Annotated in this window: 16 protein-coding genes and 1 tRNA gene; 14 read left to right on the plus strand and 3 right to left on the minus strand. The window is 72.9% G+C overall.

Translation table 11 applies throughout. From position 1 onward, the window contains the following. Positions 1-35: 35 nt before the first annotated feature. From sucB to A4A78_RS15455, 3 genes are all read right to left on the minus strand, one after another. Positions 36-1,865 carry a 2-oxoglutarate dehydrogenase, E2 component, dihydrolipoamide succinyltransferase gene (gene sucB, locus A4A78_RS15445; RefSeq protein WP_062950787.1) on the minus strand — a complete coding sequence of 610 codons (1,830 nt, stop codon included), beginning with the start codon at positions 1,863-1,865 and terminating at the stop codon, positions 36-38. Positions 1,866-1,888: 23 nt separating this feature from the next. Continuing rightward, a complete protein-coding gene (gene lpdA / locus A4A78_RS15450; RefSeq protein WP_062950789.1) occupies positions 1,889-3,292 on the minus strand; it encodes a dihydrolipoyl dehydrogenase in 1,404 nt (467 codons plus the stop codon). A gap of 147 nt (positions 3,293-3,439) precedes the next feature. Next, positions 3,440-4,921: a leucyl aminopeptidase gene (locus A4A78_RS15455; RefSeq protein ID WP_062950790.1), complete on the minus strand. Its 1,482-nt coding sequence runs from the start codon at positions 4,919-4,921 to the stop codon at positions 3,440-3,442. Positions 4,922-5,002: 81 nt separating this feature from the next. Here A4A78_RS15455 and A4A78_RS15460 point away from each other — a divergent pair, with 81 nt between their 5' ends. The 14 genes from A4A78_RS15460 to A4A78_RS15525 all read left to right on the plus strand — a co-directional run bounded on the left by A4A78_RS15460 (position 5,003) and on the right by A4A78_RS15525 (position 19,334). Beyond that, the gene (locus tag A4A78_RS15460) at positions 5,003-5,368 is read left to right on the plus strand and encodes a hypothetical protein (protein WP_062950791.1); all 366 of its coding nucleotides are present in this window, start codon (positions 5,003-5,005) and stop codon (positions 5,366-5,368) included. Further along, a complete protein-coding gene (locus A4A78_RS15465; RefSeq protein WP_062950792.1) occupies positions 5,365-5,826 on the plus strand; it encodes a hypothetical protein in 462 nt (153 codons plus the stop codon). Before A4A78_RS15460 ends, A4A78_RS15465 begins: the two co-directional genes overlap by 4 nt. A 92-nt stretch (positions 5,827-5,918) precedes the next feature. Then, positions 5,919-7,025 (plus strand): quinone-dependent dihydroorotate dehydrogenase, encoded by a 1,107-nt coding sequence (locus tag A4A78_RS15470; RefSeq protein ID WP_062950794.1) that lies wholly within the window; start codon positions 5,919-5,921, stop codon positions 7,023-7,025. A 69-nt stretch (positions 7,026-7,094) separates the two neighbouring features. Then, on the plus strand, positions 7,095-8,483 hold the full coding sequence (locus A4A78_RS15475) for a replication-associated recombination protein A (protein WP_062950796.1): 1,389 nt from the start codon (positions 7,095-7,097) through the stop codon (positions 8,481-8,483). A 132-nt stretch (positions 8,484-8,615) separates the two neighbouring features. Next, positions 8,616-9,242: a 30S ribosomal protein S4 gene (gene rpsD / locus A4A78_RS15480; RefSeq protein WP_010551614.1), complete on the plus strand. Its 627-nt coding sequence runs from the start codon at positions 8,616-8,618 to the stop codon at positions 9,240-9,242. Between the two features lie 154 nt (positions 9,243-9,396). Then, entirely contained in the window at positions 9,397-12,105 is a 2,709-nt protein-coding gene (alaS, locus tag A4A78_RS15485) for an alanine--tRNA ligase (RefSeq protein ID WP_062950798.1), read from the plus strand. Next, positions 12,102-12,641, plus strand: a complete 540-nt coding sequence (gene ruvX, locus A4A78_RS15490) for a Holliday junction resolvase RuvX (protein ID WP_062950800.1) — start codon at positions 12,102-12,104, stop codon at positions 12,639-12,641. Before alaS ends, ruvX begins: the two co-directional genes overlap by 4 nt. Beyond that, complete coding sequence (gene mltG / locus A4A78_RS15495; RefSeq protein WP_062950802.1) at positions 12,641-13,828, plus strand: endolytic transglycosylase MltG; 1,188 nt, start codon at positions 12,641-12,643, stop codon at positions 13,826-13,828. Before ruvX ends, mltG begins: the two co-directional genes overlap by 1 nt. Continuing rightward, positions 13,807-14,703 (plus strand): shikimate dehydrogenase, encoded by an 897-nt coding sequence (locus tag A4A78_RS15500; protein WP_062950805.1) that lies wholly within the window; start codon positions 13,807-13,809, stop codon positions 14,701-14,703. Before mltG ends, A4A78_RS15500 begins: the two co-directional genes overlap by 22 nt. A gap of 105 nt (positions 14,704-14,808) precedes the next feature. Beyond that, positions 14,809-15,237 carry a hypothetical protein gene (locus A4A78_RS15505; protein ID WP_062950807.1) on the plus strand — a complete coding sequence of 143 codons (429 nt, stop codon included), beginning with the start codon at positions 14,809-14,811 and terminating at the stop codon, positions 15,235-15,237. A 92-nt stretch (positions 15,238-15,329) separates the two neighbouring features. Beyond that, positions 15,330-15,415: transfer RNA gene (locus A4A78_RS15510), tRNA-Leu, on the plus strand. 246 nt (positions 15,416-15,661) lie between these two features. Then, on the plus strand, positions 15,662-17,047 hold the full coding sequence (locus A4A78_RS15515; RefSeq protein ID WP_062951280.1) for a GntP family permease: 1,386 nt from the start codon (positions 15,662-15,664) through the stop codon (positions 17,045-17,047). A gap of 80 nt (positions 17,048-17,127) precedes the next feature. After that, positions 17,128-18,513: an MFS transporter gene (locus tag A4A78_RS15520; protein WP_231881072.1), complete on the plus strand. Its 1,386-nt coding sequence runs from the start codon at positions 17,128-17,130 to the stop codon at positions 18,511-18,513. Beyond that, positions 18,510-19,334, plus strand: coding sequence for a ChbG/HpnK family deacetylase (locus tag A4A78_RS15525; protein WP_062950814.1), 825 nt, complete (start codon positions 18,510-18,512; stop codon positions 19,332-19,334). Before A4A78_RS15520 ends, A4A78_RS15525 begins: the two co-directional genes overlap by 4 nt. The last annotated feature ends 4 nt before the right edge of the window (positions 19,335-19,338 follow it).

Genomic DNA, 19,338 nt, shown 5'->3' on the forward strand with positions numbered 1-19,338 from the left:
CGATGCTCAGCCGATGGCTGCGCGCGGGGACGGGCTCAGAGGCCGAGCTCGCCCTCGAACGCGCCCTCCTCGAGCCGCTTCTTCATGTAGGTGAGGAAGCGGGCGGCGTCGCCGCCGTCGACCATGCGGTGGTCGTAGGAGAGGAACAGGTACATCATCGAGCGGATCGCGATGGTGTCGTCGCCCTCGGCGTTCTGCACCACGGCGGGACGCTTCGTGATGGTGCCGGTGCCGAGGATGCCGACCTGCGGGGCGGGCACGATCGGGGTGTCCCAGAGGGCACCGCCCGAACCGGTGTTCGTGATCGTGAACGTCGCGCCGGAGAGGTCGTCGGGGACGAGCTTGTTGCTCTTCGCCCGGCCGCCGAGGTCGCCGATCTGGCGAGCGAGGCCGGCGAGGTTCAGGTCGCCCGCGTTCTTGATGACCGGGACCACGAGACCGCGCTCGGTGTCCGCCGCCATGCCGATGTTCTCCGAGCCGTGGTAGACGACCCTGTCGTCGTCGATGGTGGAGTTCAGCTGCGGGTAGGTCTTCAGACCCTCGATCGCCGCCATCATGAGGAAGGGCAGGAAGGTGAGCTTGGCGCCCTCGCGGGCGGCGAACTCGTCCTTCGCCTTCGCGCGCAGCTTCGCGATGCGGGTCACGTCGACCTCGATCGCGGTGGTCAGCTGCGCCATGCCGTGCAGGGACTCCATCATCCGCTGGCCGATGACCTTGCGGATGCGGGGCATCTTCTCCTCGGTGCCGCGCTTCGAGGAGACCTCGACCTTCGGCGCCGCGGGAGCGGCGGCTGCGGCGGCAGGAGCGGCCGCGGCGGCGGGTGCCGCCTGGGCCTTCTGCGCATCGATCGCCTGCTGTACGTCCTGCTTGCGGATCCGACCGCCGAGGCCGGAGCCCTTGACGCTCGAGAGGTCCACGCCGGCCTCGGCCGCCATCTTCCGCACCAGCGGGGTGACGTAGCCGGAGGACTCCGCGCCGGAGACGGAGTCCGCCGCCTGCGGGGCCGCAGCCGCCGCGGGCGCGGGCGCCTCGGTCTTCGTAGCCTCCTGCTTCGGAGCCTCCTGCTTCGGGGCCTCGGCCTTCGGCGCCTCCTGCTTCGGAGCCTCCTCCTTCGGGGCCTCTGCGGGCTTCTCCTCGGCCTTCTTCTCCTCGGGTGCGGGAGCGGCGGGCTCCTCCGCCTTCGGGGCCGCGGCAGCGCCGGAGCCGACGATCGCCAGCACGGAGCCGACCTCGGCGTCCTCGTCCTCCTGGACGCGGATCTCGAGCACCGTGCCCGCGACGGGGGAGGGGATCTCTGTGTCGACCTTGTCGGTCGAGACCTCGAGCAGCGGCTCGTCGACCTCGACGGTGTCGCCGACTGCCTTGAGCCAGCGGGTGACGGTGCCCTCGGTGACGGACTCGCCGAGCGCCGGCATCGTCACCTCCTCGCCCTCGGCCGCGCCGCCGGAGGCGCCGGAGCCGGCATCGCCGGAGGCGTCCGCGGGCTTCTCGGACTCCCCGGCGGGGGCCTCCTCCTCGGTGGACGGGGCGACGGTCTCGTCGGAGGCGAGGTCCTCGCCCTGCTCCTCGGCGGAAGCCTCCTCGGCCTCGGCGCCGGAGTCGCCGGAGCCGGCGTCCGCGGAGCCCGAGCCGTCGCCGATGACGACGAGATCGGCGCCGACCTCGGCGTCCTCGTCCTCCTCGACCAGGATCTTCTCGATGGTCCCCGCGACGGGGGAGGGGATCTCGGTGTCGACCTTGTCGGTCGAGACCTCGAGCAGCGGCTCGTCGACCTCGACGGTGTCGCCGACGGCCTTGAGCCAGCGGGTGACGGTGCCCTCGGTGACGGACTCGCCGAGTGCCGGCATCTTCACGGTTTCAGACATGGGGTTCTCTCCTCTGGGAAGACTCAGGCGTGGGCGTGCAGCGGCTTGCCGGCGAGGGCGAGGGCCGCCTCGCCCATGGCCTCGTGCTGCGAGGGGTGGCCGTGGATGAGGGAGGCGACGTCCTCGGGGTAGGCCTCCCAGTTGACGATGAGCAGCGCCTCGCCCATCAGCTCCGAGGTGCGCGAGCCGATCATGTGGACGCCGATGATCGGGCCGTCCTTCTCGCGGACCAGCTTGATGAAGCCGGTGGTGCCGAGGATCTGGGACTTGCCGTTGCCGCCGAGGTTGTACTCGTAGGCCTCGACCTTGTCCTCGCCCAGCTGCTCCTTGGCCTGCTTCTCGGTGACGCCGACGGAGCCGACCTCGGGCTCGCAGTAGGTGATGCGCTCGATGCCGGACTCGACGATCGGGGCGGGGTTCAGGCCCGCGATCCGCTCGGCGACGAAGATGCCCTGGGCGAAGCCGCGGTGGGCGAGCTGCAGGCCGGGGACGATGTCGCCGACGGCGTAGACGCCGGGGACGTTGGTCTCGAGGGTCTCCTTGTTCGCGAGCACGAAGCCGCGATCCATCTCGATGCCCTGCTCCTCGTAGCCGAGGCCGGAGGTGTTCGGGCCGCGGCCCACGGCGACCAGGAGGTAGTCGCCCTCGAAGACCTTGCCGTCGGCGAGGGTGACCTTGACGCCGGTCTCGGTCTGCTCGGCCTTCTCGGTGAAGACGCCGAGGGAGAAGGCGATGCCGCGCTTCTTGTAGGCCCGCTCGAGGGCCTTGGAGATCGCCTCGTCCTCGTTGGCGACCAGGTGGGGCAGACCCTCCACGATCGTCACGGACTCCGCGCCGAGCGACTTCCAGATCGAGGCGAACTCGACGCCGATCACGCCGCCGCCGAGGATGATGGGGTTCTTCGGCAGCTCGGGCAGCTGCAGCGCCGTCTCGGAGTCGAGGAAGCGGCCGCCGAGGTCGATGCCCGGGAGGGTCTTCGAGTAGGAGCCGGAGGCGAGGATGACGTTCTTGCCGGTCAGGGTGCGGGTGCCGGACTCGGTCTCGACCGTGACGGTGTTCGGCCCGGTGAGCTTGCCGAAGCCCTCGACGTAGTCGATCTTGCGGGACTTCACCAGGCCCTGGAGGCCCTTGTACAGGCGGCCGATGATCTTGTCCTTGAACCCGAGCACCTTCCCGGCGTCGACGCCGTTGAGGGTGAGGTCCACGCCGGCCGCGGCGGCCTCGGACGGTGCGTCGGCGAGCTCCCCGACGTGGAGCATGGCCTTCGTCGGGACGCAGCCGCGGTGCAGGCAGGTGCCGCCGAGCTTGTCCTTCTCCACGAGGGCGATCTTCTGGCCGAGCTGGGCTCCGCGCAGCGCGGCCGCATAGCCGCCGCTGCCACCGCCCAGGATCACGACGTCGAACTGGTCAGTGGTTGTGTCCGCCACCTGTGTGCTCCTCGGTGTCTTGGATGTTCCGCGGCGCATTCGGACCCGGATGGCCGACGGCGCCGCCTGCGTGCCCCATGCTAGGGCACCGGGCGGCGCCGGGCGGACCTGTTGCGCGCAACGGTCAGGGTGTCGATGCGGCGAGCATCACGCCCCCGCGGCCCCGGCCTGGTCCTCGAGGACCTGCAGGACGGTGCGGACGCTCATTCCGGTGGCTCCCTTGCCCATGTAGCCCAGCGGTGCGCTCGCGAAGGCGGGGCCGGCGATGTCCAGGTGCGCCCATTCGGTCGAGCCCACGAACTCCTTGAGGAAGATGCCGGCCGAGAGCGCCCCGCCGGGACGCTCGCCGATGTTGCGCAGGTCCGCGACGCGGCCGGTGAGGTCCGCGCGCAGCTCCTGCGGGAAGGGCAGCGGCCAGAAGGGCTCGCCGGAGCGCTCGGCGGCCGCGACGACGGCCGACCGGCCGGTCTCCGTGCCCATCACGCCGCCGGTGCGCTTGCCGAGCGCGACCACGGCCGCGCCGGTGAGGGTCGCGATGTCCATCACCAGGTCCGGCTCCGCGGCGACAGCGTCGACGAGCGCGTCGGCCATGACCATGCGGCCCTCGGCGTCGGTGTTCAGCACCTCGACGGTGGTGCCGTCGCGCATGGTGACCACGTCGCCGGGGCGCTGGGCGCCGCCGCCGGGCATGTTCTCTGCGAGGGCGAGGAAGGTGGTGACCTTCACGTCCAGCCCGAGGCGGGCCGCGGCGACGGTCGCGCCGAGCACGGTCGCCGCACCGGCCATGTCCGAGGTCATGTCGTCCATGCCGGGCGCCGGCTTCAGGGAGATGCCGCCGGTGTCGAAGGTGATGCCCTTGCCCACCAGCGAGACGGAGCGGCTCGCCCCGGCGGGTGCGTACTCGAGGCGGACCAGGCGCGGCGGGCGCGTCGAGCCCTGGCCGACGCCGACGATGCCGCCGTAGCCGCCCTCGGCGAGGGCGGCCTCGTCCAGCACGGCCACCGTGATCGGGAGGTCGGCGACGAGCTCCTCGGCGCGGCGGGCGAACTCCGCCGGGGGCAGCAGGTTCGGCGGGGTGTTCACGAGGTCGCGCACGAGGTCGACGGAGTCGGAGAGCACGCGGGCCCGCTCGAGCGCCGGCTCGAGGGCGTCGGTCCCGGACTCGCCGACGAGCAGGACGATCTCGGCCAGGGCGCCCTTGGGGGCCTTCTCGCCGGTGCCGGTCTTGTGGGCGGTGAAGGCGTAGGCGCCGAGCGCGGCGCCCTCGAGGGCGGCGGCGCGCTGCGCGTCGGACGCGGTGGGCAGGGCGAGCGCGGCGCGGCCGACGCCGGTCAGCGAGCGGGTCGCGGCGCCGATGGCGAGGCGGAGGTCCTCGGCGGAGACGTCCGCGAGATCCTCCTCGCCCACGCCGACGAGGAGCAGGGTGGTCGCGGCGGCGAGGCCGGCGGAGGGCAGGCGGTGCAGGTCGCCTCGCGCGGCGGAGGGGGCGAGGCCCGCGATGGCCTCGGAGATCTCGGGGGAACCCGGGACGGAGGCGGGGGCATCGCCCGCGCCGGCGACCAGGGGGAGGACCAGGACGTCGGCGGCGACGTCGTCGAAGGGATCAGCGGTCAGTTCCAGAATCGGCATGGGCCTATCGTAGGTCTCGGCCCCGACCGACCGTCCGCGGCCGTGGAGGAGGACCGACCGCACGATGAGGGAGCCGCACCGATGAGCCTGCTGAGCATCGTGGTCGCCGTGCTGGGCGGGCTGACCGCCGCGCTCGCGATCTACTACGCCGCGAAGGATCTCAGCGCCGACCTCGTGCTGCTGGGCGCCGCGGCGCTGACCGCGATCGGCTGGATCGTGCTCGGCATCGCCCTCGGCGTGCGCGATGCGACCTCCGCAGGCCCGCCGCCCGAGCGGGTGACGCTCTACGGGTACGTGCTGACCGGGCTGATGCTCGTCGTCGGCGGGGGCTGGCTCGGCACCTTCGAGCGCACGCGCTGGGGGAGCGTGGTGATCGCCGTGACCTGCGCGGTGACCCTCGTGCTCCTGATGCGCATCCACCAGATCTGGCCGGGAGGCTTCGCATGACCGCACCGCGCACCGACGACCGCCCTGCGGACCGCGACCGACGCGGTCCCACTGCGGGCAGGAGCCGCGGCGGCCGCGGCTTCGAGATCGTCCTCGTCGCCGTCTACGGCATCTTCGCCCTCTCGGCGACCGCGCGCAGCCTGGTGCAGGTGCTGCGGGACTTCGACCGCGCACCGGTGGCCTACTCCCTCTCGCTGTTCGCGGCGGTGACCTACATCGCCGTGACCGTCGCCCTCGTGCGCGGCGGACGGCGCTCGAGGGTCGCCCGGGTGCTCGTCGTGATCGAGCTGATCGGCGTGCTCGCCGTCGGCACCCTCACCGTGCTCGACCCCGCGCTGTTCCCCGAGGCGACGGTGTGGAGCGTGTACGGCCAGGGCTACGGCTACGTGCCGCTCGCGCTGCCCGTGCTCGCACTGGCCTACATGCTCCTCGGGGCCCGGAAGCGTCCCGCGGCCTGACCGTCGAGCCGCTGCGGCGCGCCCGGAGGATCCCCGCGGCGCGGCCGGAAGAGCCCAAGGGCCCGGGGAGCAGGGCCCGGACCGCGTACCGTATGCCCGTGACCACCGACACCGCCGCCCGTCGCGGACCCTACGACGTCCTGTTCCGTCACGTGCTCGCCCGTCTCGATCCCGAGCAGGCCCACCTGCTGACCCTGCGGGCGCTGTCGCTCGCGCACGCGGTCCCCGGCGCGCCGCGGCTCCTGCGCCGGGCGACGGGCACGCCGGAGCCGATGCGACCCGTGGGCACCGGTCGCCGCGTGCTCGGCGCGGAGCACTCCTCCCCGCTCGGCCTCGCGGCGGGTCTCGACAAGGACGGGGAGCTCCCGCTCGCGTTCCTCGACCTCGGCTTCGGCCATGTCGAGGTCGGCACCGTCACCGCGAAGGCGCAGCCCGGCAATCCGCGTCCGCGGTCGTTCCGCCTGGTGGGGGACCGCTCGCTGATCAACCGCATGGGCTTCAACAACCACGGCGCCCAGGCTCTCGCCCACCGCCTCGCCGCGGCCCGACGCACCGAGCGCGGCCAGCGCGCGGTGATCGGCGTGAACATCGGCAAGTCGAAGATCACGGCGCTCGAGGACGCGGCCGAGGACTACCGCTTCTCCGCCGGTCTGCTCGCGCCCTACGCCTCCTATCTCGCCATCAACGTCTCCAGCCCCAACACCCCGGGGCTGCGCGACCTGCAGAGCGTCGAGATGCTCCGCCCGATCCTCGAGGCCGTCGTCGACGAGAGCCGGAAGGCCGCCCGTCGCCTGCGCCGCGAGGTGCCGGTGCTCGTGAAGATCGCCCCCGACCTCCACGACGCCGACGTCACGGCGGTGGCCCGCCTCGCCGCGGAGGTGGGGCTCGCCGGGGTCATCGCGACCAACACCACCATCTCCCGACCCGAGGAGCTGCGCGCGGACCGCGCCGAGATCGAGCGGATCGGGGCCGGCGGGCTCTCCGGCCCGCTGCTCGCCCGCCGCTCCCTCGAGGTCCTCCGACTGCTCCGCGCCGAGCTGGGGGAGGAGGCCGTGGTCATCAGCTGCGGCGGCGTGACCACCGCCGAGGACGTCCGCGAGCGCCTCGCCGCCGGCGCCGACCTCGTCCAGGGCTACACCGCCTTCATCTACGAGGGCCCGGGCTGGCCCGGCCGGATCGCGCGCGCCCTGCGCCGCTGAGCCCTGCCGTCACGGGAGTCACCGCGGGCGGGGCACTCCCCGCTCGGATGCCGGGCCTACCCTGGAGGGATGGACGAGGACCTCTTCTCGCTGGGCGGTGATGCGCCCGCGCCGCGCACCCTGTCGGACCGCAACGTCGACCACCGCGCCCCGCTCGCGGTGCGGATGCGCCCCCGCACCCTCGAGGAGATCGTCGGCCAGCACGCGGCGCTGGAGCCCGGCAGCCCGCTGCGCCGCCTGGTCTCCACCGACGACTCCCGCACCGCTCCGAGCTCCGTGATCCTGTGGGGGCCGCCCGGCACCGGCAAGACCACCCTCGCCTATGTCGTCGCGCAGTCCGGCGACCGCGAGTTCGTCGAGGTCTCCGCCGTGCTCGCCGGGGTCAAGGACATCCGCGACGTGGTGGACCAGGCCCGCTCCCGGCTGCGCACCGTCGGCCGCGAGACCGTGCTCTTCGTGGACGAGGTCCACCGCTTCTCGAAGTCGCAGCAGGACGCGCTGCTGCCGAGCGTCGAGAACCGCTGGGTCACCCTCGTCGCCGCGACCACCGAGAACCCCTACTTCTCGGTGATCTCGCCGCTGCTGTCGCGCTCGATCGTGCTCACCCTCGAGCCGCTGGCGCGGGAGGACCTCGACACCCTCGTGGACCGCGCGCTCACCGACGAGCGGGGGCTCGGAGGCGCCGTCACCCTCACGAGCGACGCCCGCGAGGCGCTGCTGCGGCTCGGCGGCGGGGACGCCCGCAAGATCCTCACCTCCCTCGAGGCGGCCGCCGCCGCGGCCCTGATGAAGGAGTCCAAGGAGATCGACGCGGCCACCCTCTCCCAGGCCGTGAACCGGGCCGCGCTGCGCTACGACCGGGGCGGCGACCAGCACTACGACGTCACCAGCGCCTTCATCAAGTCCATGCGCGGCAGCGACGTCGACGCCTCCCTCCACTACCTGGCCCGTATGATCGAGGCGGGCGAGGACCCCCGCTTCATCGCCCGACGCGTCGTGATCGCCGCGAGCGAGGAGGTGGGCATGGCCGACCCCTCCGCGCTGCAGGTCGCGGTCTCGGCGATGCAGGCCGTGCAGATGCTCGGCATGCCCGAGGGGCGCATCCCGCTCGCCCAGGCCGTCGTCCACATCGCCACCGCCCCGAAGTCCAACGCCTCCTACAAGGCGCTGGACGCAGCGATCGCGGACGTCCGCGCCGGGAAGGGCCAGGGCGTCCCCGCCCATCTGCGCGACGCCCACTACTCGGGAGCGAAGAAGCTCGGCCACGGGGTCGAGTACCAGTACGCCCACGACGCCCCGCACGCCGTGGTCGCCCAGCAGTACGCGCCCGACGACCTCGTCGGCACCCGCTACTACCACCCCAAGGGCCACGGGCACGAGGAGGTCACGAGCCGTCGGGTCGAGGCGCTGCGCCGCATCCTGGACCAGGCTCCGCCCCCGCCCGGCGCGGACGCGTGAGGCACTCCACAGTAAGCCCGGTGTGACCAGCCCCGTCGGACATGGACCCGGGCGAGGGTGTGCGGTAGAGTCGGTCGCTGAATCCGCGGCTGCAAGACTGGATTCACCACACGCGAACAAGAGGTATACCTCGTGACCAACGTCACCCGTGCGCGCCGCCAGGCGCGTCTGTCCCGAGCCCTCGGGCTCCCGCTCACCCCGAAGTCGGTCAAGTACTTCGAGAAGCGCCCGTACCCCCCGGGCGAGCACGGCCGCGCCCGTCGCCGCACCGAGTCCGACTACGCGGTCCGCCTCAAGGAGAAGCAGCGTCTGCGCGCGCAGTACGCCCTCCGCGAGAAGCAGATGCACCGCGCCTACCTGGACGCCAAGAAGCAGCCGGGCCTGACCGGCGAGTCGATGGTCGAGCTGCTGGAGATGCGCCTGGACGCGCTCGTCCTGCGCGCCGGCTTCGCCCGCACCATCCTCCAGGCCCGCCAGGCCGTCGTGCACCGCCACATCCTGGTCGACGGCCAGCTGGTGGACCGCCCCTCCTTCCGCGTCGCGCCCGGCCAGACCATCCAGGTCAAGCCGAAGTCGCAGGCCATGGAGCCCTTCCAGATCGCCGCCGAGGGCGGGAACTCCGACGTGCTCGCGTCGGTCCCCTCCTACCTCTCCGTCGAGCTGCCCGAGCTGAAGGCCCAGCTCGTCTCGCGCCCCAAGCGCGCCGAGGTCCCCGTCACGGTCGACGTCCAGATGGTCGTCGAGTACTACGCGCGCTGACCTCTCCTCTCCGCGGCGCGACAGGCCCCGGCGGGTGTACTCCGGTACCCTGACCGGGGCCTTCGTGTCCGCAGTGCCGGCCGCCCCACGGCCGTCCGCCCCACAGCACCCCGCCGCGCCGCCGACGCGGCTCCAGGAAGGACATCCCGCACCCATGCGCACCTCCGAGATCCACCGGCGGTTCCTCGCCCACTTCGAGAAGAAGGCGCACGAGGTCGTGCCCAGCACCTCGCTGGTCTCGAACGACCCCTCGATCCTCTTCACGATCGCCGGCATGGTCCCGTTTATCCCGTACATCGTCGGCACCGAGAAGGCGCCCTACGACCGTGCGGTGAGCGTGCAGAAGTGCATTCGCACCAACGACATCGAGAACGTCGGGCGCACCACCCGCCACGGCACGTTCTTCCAGATGGCCGGGAACTTCTCCTTCGGCGACTACTTCAAGACCGGCGCGATCGACTTCTCCTGGGAGCTGCTGACCTCCTCCGTCGACGACGGCGGCTTCGGCCTCGAGCCCGAGCGGCTCTGGATCACCCTGTGGGAGCAGGACCAGGAGTCCTACGACCACCTCGTGCAGGTCATCGGCCTGGACCCCGCGCGGATCGTGCAGCTGCCCTGGGAGGAGAGCTGCTGGGACACCGGCCAGCCCGGCCCCGCCGGCTCCACCGGCGAGTGGTACTACGACCGCGGCCCGGAGTACGGCCCCGACGCCCCCACCGGCCGCCTGCCCCAGTGGCCCGGCGACGAGCGCGCCGAGGACCGCTATCTCGAGATCTGGAACCTCGTCTTCGACCAGTTCCTGCGCGGTCCCGGCAAGGGCAAGGACTACGAGCTGCTCGGCGAGCTGGACCAGAAGGCGATCGACACCGGCCTCGGGGTCGAGCGTCTCGCCTACCTGCTGCAGGGCAAGCAGAACATGTACGAGATCGACCAGATCTTCCCGGTCATCGAGAAGGCGCAGGAGCTCTCCGGCCGCCGCTACGGCGCGGACGCGGAGGACGACGTCCACCTGCGCATCATCGGCGACCACGTGCGCAGCGCGCTGATGCTGGTCGGCGACGGCGTGCGTCCCGGCAACGAGGGCCGCGGCTACGTGCTGCGCCGCCTCATCCGTCGCGCCGTGCGCTCCCTGCGCCTGCTGGGCTACGCCGAGCCGTCGATGCCGCACCTGCTGCCGATCTCCAAGGACCTCATGGCCGAGTCCTACCCGGAGCTCGAGGCGGACTTCGCGCGGATCGCCGAGATCGTCTACGCGGAGGAGGAGACCTTCCGCCGCACCCTCGAGACCGGCACCGCGATCTTCGACCAGGTCGCGAAGAGCGCCGCGGCCGACGGCGGGCGCGTGCTGCCCGGCGACGAGGCGTTCAAGCTCCACGACACCTACGGCTTCCCGATCGACCTGACCATGGAGATGGCCGCCGAGGTCGGGCTCCAGGTCGACGAGGACGCCTTCCGCTCGGCGATGCAGGAGCAGCGCGAGCGCGCCCGCGCCGATGCGGCCGCGAAGAAGACCGGCCACACCGACACCGGGCTCTACAACCGCCTGCTCTCCGAGCGCGGCGGCGAGGTCCCGTTCCTCGGCTACACCGAGGACACCGTCGCCACCACCGTCGAGTCCGTGCTCGTCGACGGCGCGCTCGTGGACTCCGTCCAGGCGCCCGCGCAGGTCGAGGTCGTGCTCGCCTCGACCCCGTTCTACGCCGAGTCCGGCGGCCAGCTCGCCGACCAGGGCAGCATCGCCCTGACCGGCGGCGGGCTGGTCGAGGTCGACGACGTGCAGAAGCCGGTGAAGGGCCTGATCGTCCACCGCGGCCGCCTCGTCGAGGGCGAGCTCGCCCCCGGCGTCTCCGCCATCGCCTCGATCGATCGCGACCGACGCGGGGCGATCGCCCGCGCCCACACCGCCACCCACATGGTCCACGAGTCCCTGCGCGAGGAGCTCGGCCACGGCGCGACCCAGGCCGGCTCCGAGAACTCGCCCGGCCGCATGCGCTTCGACTTCCGCTACGGACAGGCCGTGCCGAAGTCCGTGCTCGAGCAGATCGAGGGACGCGTCAACACCCTCCTGCAGGAGGAGCTCACCGTCACCGATCAGCAGATGCCGATCGACGAGGCGAAGGCGCTGGGCGCCCAGGCGCTGTTCGGCGAGAAGTACGGCGACATCGTGCGCGTCGTCTCCATCGGCGGGGACTGGTCCCGCGAGCTCTGCGGCGGCACCCACGTCCCGAGCACCGGCGCGATCGGCACCGTCCAGCTGATGGGCGAGGCCTCGATCGGCTCGGGAGTGCGCCGCGTCGACGCGCTCGTCGGCTTGTCCGCCTACCGTCACCAGGCCAAGTCCCACGCCCTGGTCTCCCAGCTCTCCGAGATGCTGAAGGTCGGCTCCGCCGAGGAGCTGCCCGAGCGCGTCCGCTCCCTCACCCAGCGGATGAGGGACATGGAGAAGCAGCTCGCCACCCTCCGCGGCCAGCAGCTGCAGGCCGAGGCGGGCCGCCTGGCCGACAGCGCCCAGGACGTCTCCGGCGTGCGCGTGCTGCTGCACGACGCGGGGGAGGGGGTCGCCGCCGGCGACCTGCGCACCCTCGCCACCGACCTGCGCGCCCGCCTCGGCGAGGACGCGCCCGTCGTCGTCGCAGTGGCCGGGCACGAGGGCGGTCGCGCCGCCCTCGTGGTCGCCACCAGCGCCGGTGCCCGCGACCTGGGCCTCGCAGCCGGGACCCTGCTGCGCACCGGTGCGGAGGCCATGGGCGGCCGCGGCGGCGGCAAGCCCGACCTCGCCCAGGGCGGCGGAGGCGAGCCGGCCCGCATCGCCGAGGCGCTCGGCGCGGTGCGCGGCGCGATCGAGGAGACGCGGACCGCATGAGCGGCCCGGTCGACGCCGAAGCGCCGACGGGCCTCCCGCGCGGGGTGAGGCTCGGCGTGGACGTCGGAGACGTCCGCGTCGGGCTCGCCCGCAGCGATCTCGACGGGCTCATCGCCACACCGGTCGAGACCCTCGAGCGCGACACGGCGGCGCGCCGGGTCGTCCAGGAGGCTCTCGAGCTCGACGCGCATGTCATCATGGTCGGGCTCCCGCGGTCCCTGGACGGGACCGAGGGCGCAGCCGCGACGAAGGCGCGCGTGTTCGCCGCGGAGCTCGTGACGCTGCTGGTCGCGGCCTCACGGCAGATCGAGGTCCGGCTGATCGACGAGCGACTGACCACCGTGTCCGCGCACAGGGCGCTGCACAGCTCCGGCCGCAAGGGGCGTCGCCATCGCCAGGTCGTGGACCAGGTCGCCGCCGTGATGATCCTCCAGCAGGCCCTGGACCTCGAGAGGTCCACCGGGCGGCGCGGCGGCGAGCTCGTCGAGGAGCCGCAGGACGCGACCTCGCATGACCCGACCGAGGAGGACAGCTGATGAAGGACGAGCACCACTCCTTCGACGAGCTCGCCGAGGCGCAGCACTCCGAGGACGGCGGGTCGGGCGGTCCTCGTCCCCGCCGCGGCGGGCACCGCGGCGAGCCGCGCCGTCGACGGGGCGGGATCTTCCGCTCGCTGCTGCCCGTGCTGCTCGTGCTCGCCGTGGTCGGCGCCCTCGCCGTCGGCGGATTCCAGGGCTACCGGTGGGTCACCGCGAACGTCAGCGTCGAGGACGAGGCCCCGGAGTTCGAGGGGCCCGGCAGCGGGGAGGCGCTCGTCGAGGTCGGCGAGGGCGACACCGGCACGGACATCGCCGCGACCCTCGTCGAGGAGGGCGTCATCAAGACCTCCGCGCCGTTCGTCACGCTGTTCTCCTCCACCCAGGACGCCTCGAAGATCGAGCCGGGCGTGTACCGGCTGAAGCAGGAGATGACCTCCGCCGACGCGCTGACCATGCTGATGGACCCGGAGAACCTCGCCGGGCACCGCGTGATCGTCCCCGAGGGGCTGCGCCTCACCCAGATCTGGGCCCTGCTCTCCGAGGAGACCGGCATCCCGGTGGAGGAGTTCGAGGCCGCCGCGAAGGACTACACCTCCTACGGCATACCGAAGAACAAGGCCGGCACCCTCGAGGGCTACCTCTGGCCCGGACGCTACGACATCCTCGAGGAGCACACCGCCGAGGACGTCATCGAGATGATGTGGGGCCGGATGGAGGAGCAGCTCACCGAGCGCGAGATCCCGAAGGACCAGTGGCACACCACCCTGACCTACGCCTCCCTCGCGGAGATGGAGGTGCGCAACCCGGAGGACTACGGGAAGGTCGTGCGCACGATCCACAACCGCCTCGAGGGCACCGGCGAGGCGAAGGGCTCGCCGATGAAGCTCCAGTTCGACTCGACCGTGCACTACGTGACGGGGAAGTCCGCGAGCGTCGGCACCACCGATGCGGAGCGCGCCACCGACAGCCCCTACAACACCTACCTCAAGGACGGCCTGCCGCCCGGACCGATCGCCGCACCCGGCGCCGAGGCGCTCGACGCGGCAGCGGACCCGCCCGAGGGGGACTGGCTCTACTTCGTCGCCGTCAACACCGACACCGGCGAGACCAAGTTCGCGGCCACCTGGGCCGAGCACGAGGAGAACGTCAAGGAGTGGCAGGCATGGGCGGCCTCGAAGGGATGACCCCCGCGTCACCGGTGCGCCGCTTCGCGGTGATCGGCTCGCCCGTCGGCCACTCGCTCTCCCCGGTGCTGCACGCCGCCGCCTACCGGGCGCTCGGCGTGGACGACGCCCGCTACGAGCGCTTCGAGGTCGGAGAGGGCGAGCTGCCCGCCTTCCTCGCCGACGGCCCCGGGCGCGGGCTCGAGGGCCTCTCGGTCACCATGCCTGGCAAGCCCGAGGCCTTCGCCCTCGCGGCCGAGCACGACGAGGTCTCCCGACGGCTCGGCGTGGCCAACACCCTGCTGCGCCGCCCCGGCGGCACCTGGCGGGCCGAGAACCACGACGTGCACGGGATCGCCGCGACCCTGCGCGACCACGGCGCGCAGTCCGTGGCCACGGGCGGAGTGCTGGGCTCCGGGGCGACCGCGCTCAGCGCGCTCGCGGCGCTGCTCGACCTCGGCGCCACCACCGTGCTGCTCACCGCCCGCAGCGCCGAGAAGCTCGCGCCGCTGCACCGCTTCGCCGAGGAGGCCGGCGCCGAGGCGGTCGAGGTCCCCTGGTCCTCGCACCACGAGGTGCTCCGGGCCGACGCGGTCGTCAGCGCCCTCGCGGTCGAGGGCGCCCGCGCCGTCGCCGCCGCCTGGGAGGTCCGCGGCGCGGCCGGTATCGTGCCGCCGCGGGTGCTGCTCGACGTGCTCTACGACCCGTGGCCCGCGCCCGTCGCCGCCGTCGTGCAGAAGGCCGGGGGAGAGATCGCCGACGGCCTCGAGATGCTCGCCCACCAGGCGGACATGCAGGTGCGCTCGATGCTGCACGTCCCCGCCGCCCCGGTCGCGACGATGCTCGACGCCGCCCGGGCCGAGCTCGCACGGCGCCGGGGGAGCGCCGGGAGCTGAGCACCCTCCGCACCGCCCTTGTCCACCCAGGTAAAGACGGGGTAAAGTGATGTGCGTCGCAGGGACCCGTCCGGGCCCCGGGGCGAGCACGAGGGGACGGGCGGCATGGAGCTGGAGAAGGACGGCCTGAACGGCGGCACGACGGCGATGGGCGCCGAGGGGGCGGAGGCCGTACGGCAGGTGATCCCCTCCCCGGATGCCGTGACCGCGACACCGATCCCCGCCGACCTCTCGACGGCCGCGCTGCGCCGCTGCACCGCCCTGGCCACCCGCGCCCGCGCCGATCTGCTCACGCGCGGCCGGCAGGATGCCGCCGCTCAGCTCGCCGCGCTCCTCGAGGAGATGGGGCACTGGGAGGCGTCGCACCTCGTGGACCCCGATCCGACCATGGTCGTGCTCGCCGCCGCCGCGCTCCAGGACCTCGCCGACCGCCTGCCGGTCCCGGCGCCGGCCGGCCTCGACGCGCGGATCGAGCTCGCCCTCGCCCTCCTCCACGCCGTGATGGATCGGGGCCGGGTGGCCGCCCCGGCGTGATTGTCTTCACGTTCACCCTGGCAGAGACGCTTTCTGGTGCTGAACGGAGCCCGGACCGTGCTACTGTTCTCAAGTCAGCACGACGATCACCTGTCCGGGTGGCGGAATTGGTAGACGCGCTAGCTTGAGGTGCTAGTGCCCGCTTTAGGGCGTGGGGGTTCAAGTCCCCCCTCGGACACCGCAGGGAAGGCCCCGGCTCACTCGACGAGCCGGGGCCTTCCGCATGCCCGGGTCCCTGTGTCCCTGCCTCCCTGCGTCCCGGGGGACGACGGTCCCCGGGCGATGGGGGACCTGTCTGACAGGATGAGCTGTCGACGGTCGCCCCGCCCGGCGTCGGCGCCGGCCCACGGCCCGACCGTCTCCCCCAGGACCCCGCGCCGTGCGGTGTCCCTCCGTCCCTTCCCCAAGGAGAACCCCCATGGAAATCGAAGGCTGGTCCCAGACGCTCGGGGCCGCGCCGCTGCTCGCGATCGCGGCCGGCGCCATCGCGCTCATCCTCGTCCTCGTCATCCGGTTCAAGCTCCACGCCTTCCTCACGCTGGTCCTGGTCAGCCTGCTGACGGCGTTCGCGACCGGCATCCCCTCCGGCTCGATCGTGGACGTGCTGCTCGACGGCTTCGGCGGCACCCTCGCCAGCGTCGCCCTGCTCGTGGGCCTCGGCGCGATGCTCGGCAAGCTCATCGAGCACTCCGGCGGCGCGACGGTGCTGGCCGAGACGATGATCCGCCTCTTCGGCGAGAAGCGGGCGCCGCTCGCCCTCGGCGTCGCCTCCCTGCTCATGGGCTTCCCCATGTTCTTCGACGCAGGTCTCGTGGTCATGCTGCCGATCGTCTTCGCGGTCGCCGCACGGCTCAACGGCCCAGTGCTGCTCTACGCGATGCCCTCGGCCGTCGCCTTCTCCGCCATGCACGTCTTCGTCCCGCCCCACCCCGGACCCGTCACCGCGACGGAGCTGTACGGCGCGAACCTCGGCATCGTGCTGCTGATCGGCCTGGTCTGCGTGATCCCCACCTTCTACCTCACCGGTGTGCTGTGGGGCCGCGTGACCGCCAGGAAGTTCCCCTTCACCCTCGAGACCATGGGCGGGATCTTCGGCGGCGGTGACGGCGAGCCGGTCGCGAACCCGCCGAAGGTCGGCACCGTCGTCGCGGTGCTGCTGCTGCCGATGGCGCTGATCTTCCTCAACACCGGCCTCGACTTCCTGCGCGCCGCCGGCGCGGTGGACGAGGACGCCGTCTGGTACGGCGTGCTCACCACCCTCGGCTCCTCCGCCGTCGCACTGCTGATCTCCGTGCTCGTCGCGCTCCTCGTGCTCGGCTCCCGCCGCGGCGAGAACGGCTCCGCGCTCGAGAAGATCGTCGACTCCTCGCTGGGCCCGATCTGCTCCGTCGTGCTGATCACCGGCGCGGGCGGCATGTTCGGCGGCGTGCTGCGCTCCTCGGGCATCGGCGACGCGCTCTCCGGTGTGCTCAGCGACCTGGGCCTTCCGCTGATCCTCGCGGCCTATGTGATCGCCGTGGTGATGCGCGTCGCGCAGGGCTCGGCGACCGTCGCCCTGGTCACCGCCGCCGGCCTGATGGCGCCGGCGGTGGAGGCGGCCGGCTTCTCGGCCGGAGAGATCGCCGCGATCACCGTCGCGACCGCCGCGGGCTCCGTCTTCGCCTCGCACGTGAACGACTCCGGCTTCTGGCTCGTCGGCCGGCTGCTGAACATGGACGTGGCCACGACGCTGCGCACCTGGACCGTGCAGCAGACCCTCGAGTCCGTGATCGGGTTCGTCCTGGCCGGTGCTCTGTTCCTGATCCTCTGAGCAGGAGGCGGGCTGGGGCGCGGGGGAGCGGGCGCCGGTCTAGAGTGGGGACGCATCGCCCCGAAGCCGAGGAGACCGCCGTGGCCGCAGCGTCGTCGGACGTCCCGCTCCCCGCGCCCGCCCCGGTGCGCACCCCCGCCTGGCGCTATGCGCTGGGGATGTTCGGCACCTCGATCCCGATCAACCTGATCCGCGGCTCGATCGTGCTGCTCTACGTCGACATCCTCGGCATGGACGTGCGCGCCTACGCGGCCGTGATGGCGGTCTACGCCGTGATCGACGCGATCGACAACCCGGTTCTCGGCCACCTCTCGGACCGCACCCGCACCCGATGCGGCAGGCGCCGGCCCTGGCTCCTGCTCGGCGCGCCCCTGCTCGCCGCCTCGATGATCGCCCTGTTCAGCCCGCCGGGCTCCCTGGGAGGGACGGGGCTGGTGGCCTGGTTCGCGCTCTTCGCGATCCTGTCGGAGCTCTTCGACTCGATGCTGAACGCCAACTACGGCGCCCTGCTGCCGGAGCTGTTCACCGAGGAGCGGCGACGCGCGCTGGCGAACGTGCTGCGCCAGGGGTTCCAGCTGGTGGCGATGGTCATCTCGCTCGCCCTCACCCCGGTGCTGACCACCTCGCTGCTCGGCTCCGAGGAGGAGGCGGTCGGCTTCTCCCGCACCGCGGCGCTGTACGCCGTGATCGCCGTGGCCGCGATCGTGGTGATGGCGCTCGGCGCGCACGAGGTGCCCGCCCGCCGGCAGGAGGAGCGACCGCGCCTGCTGCCCTCCCTCGCCCAGATCCTCCGCACCCCGCTGCTGTGGAAGGTGGCGCTGCCCAGCCTCTGCTACGGCAGCGCCGTCGCGATCGTGCTCTCCGGGGTGCAGCTGTACGTGCGCCACACCCTCGCCCTGCCCGTCGCGACCGCCTTCCTCGTCCAGGGAGTGGTGCTGCTGACCTGCGCGGTAGCGCTGTTCGTCTGGCTGGCGGCGGTGCGCAGGCTCGGTGCGCTGCGCACCTGGCGCCTCGCCTTCTGGTCGCTGACCGGCTCCTTCGCCCTGCTGTACCTCGCCCGCGATCTCACCACCGCGCTGCTGGCCGGAGCGGTGCTGGGGATCGGCTGGGCCGGGCTGCTCGCCACCAACGACCTCGTCGTCGCCCGCGTCGTGGACCGGGACGCGGCGGTGCACGGCCTGCACCGCGAGGGCCTGTTCCTCTCGGTGACCGGCGCCTTCGGACGCCTCAGCGGCGCGGTGAGCGGCCTCGCCCTCGCCTCCCTGGGCACCTTCTTCGGATACCACTCCGGGGACAGCCCCGGCGCCGACCCGGGCCAGGCCTTCCGCGTCTACCTCTGCGTCTACCCCTTCCTGCTCTGCGCTCTCGGCGCCCTCTCGGCGCACCTCGTCAGCGTCCCCTCGCCGGAGCAGAGCGCCGCCGAGACGCCCGCGGACGTCGCCGAGCGGACGGGACGGCGGGCATGAGGGACGAGGAGCAGGAGAGGCTCCTGGTCCTCACCGCCGACGACCTGGGACGCGACCCCGCCGGCACCGCGGTGATCATCGCCCTCGGACAGGAGGGGCTGATCAGCGCCGCGACGCTGCTCACCGTGAGCGAGGAGTCGCCGCACGCCGCGGCACGGCTGCGCGAAGCGGGCCTCACGCCCCGTCTGCACCTGGCCCTCATGGGCGAGGCGGACCTGCCCCCGTGGCGGCCGCTGTCCGACGGAGCGAGCCTGCGGGAGCGGGGCGGCGCGATGACCACGGACCCGCGACGCCTCGCCCGGGAGCTCGACCTCGACGAGGCGGTCGAGGAGTTCGACGCCCAGCTCGCCTGGATGCGCGATCGGGGCCTGGAGCCAGGTGCCGCGGACTTCCACACCACGGCGCTGTACGGCCTGCGGTCGGGCGCGCTGCTGGAGGCGACGCTGCGCTGGTGCGCCCGGCACGGACTCGGCTTCCGGCTGCCGCGGAGGACGGATCCCTTCCCGGGCACGGACGCCCTCCCCGTCGCGGCACGCGGGCTTCACGCCGCCGCCGTGCACCTCGCCGACGCCCTCGGCGTGCCCCTGCCCGCCGCGCTGCTCTCCCATCACGGCACCGCGCCCTCCCTCGACGCGCTGCGCGCAGAGCTGACGGACGGTCTCGCGCGGCTCCCGCCCGGGACCTCCGAGCTCGTGATGCATCCCTCGGCGCGTGGCGCCGGGGTCCCTGCGGTGCGGGAGCTGGAGGCGCGGCTGCTGCGCGATGAGCAGTGGCGGGAGGCGCTGCGCGGCGCCGGGTTCCGGCAGGTCCCGCACTGGTGAGGGG

The sequence above is a fragment of the Brachybacterium sp. sponge genome (genome assembly GCF_001613775.1).
Taxonomy (GTDB): Bacteria; Actinomycetota; Actinomycetes; order Actinomycetales; family Dermabacteraceae; genus Brachybacterium; species Brachybacterium conglomeratum.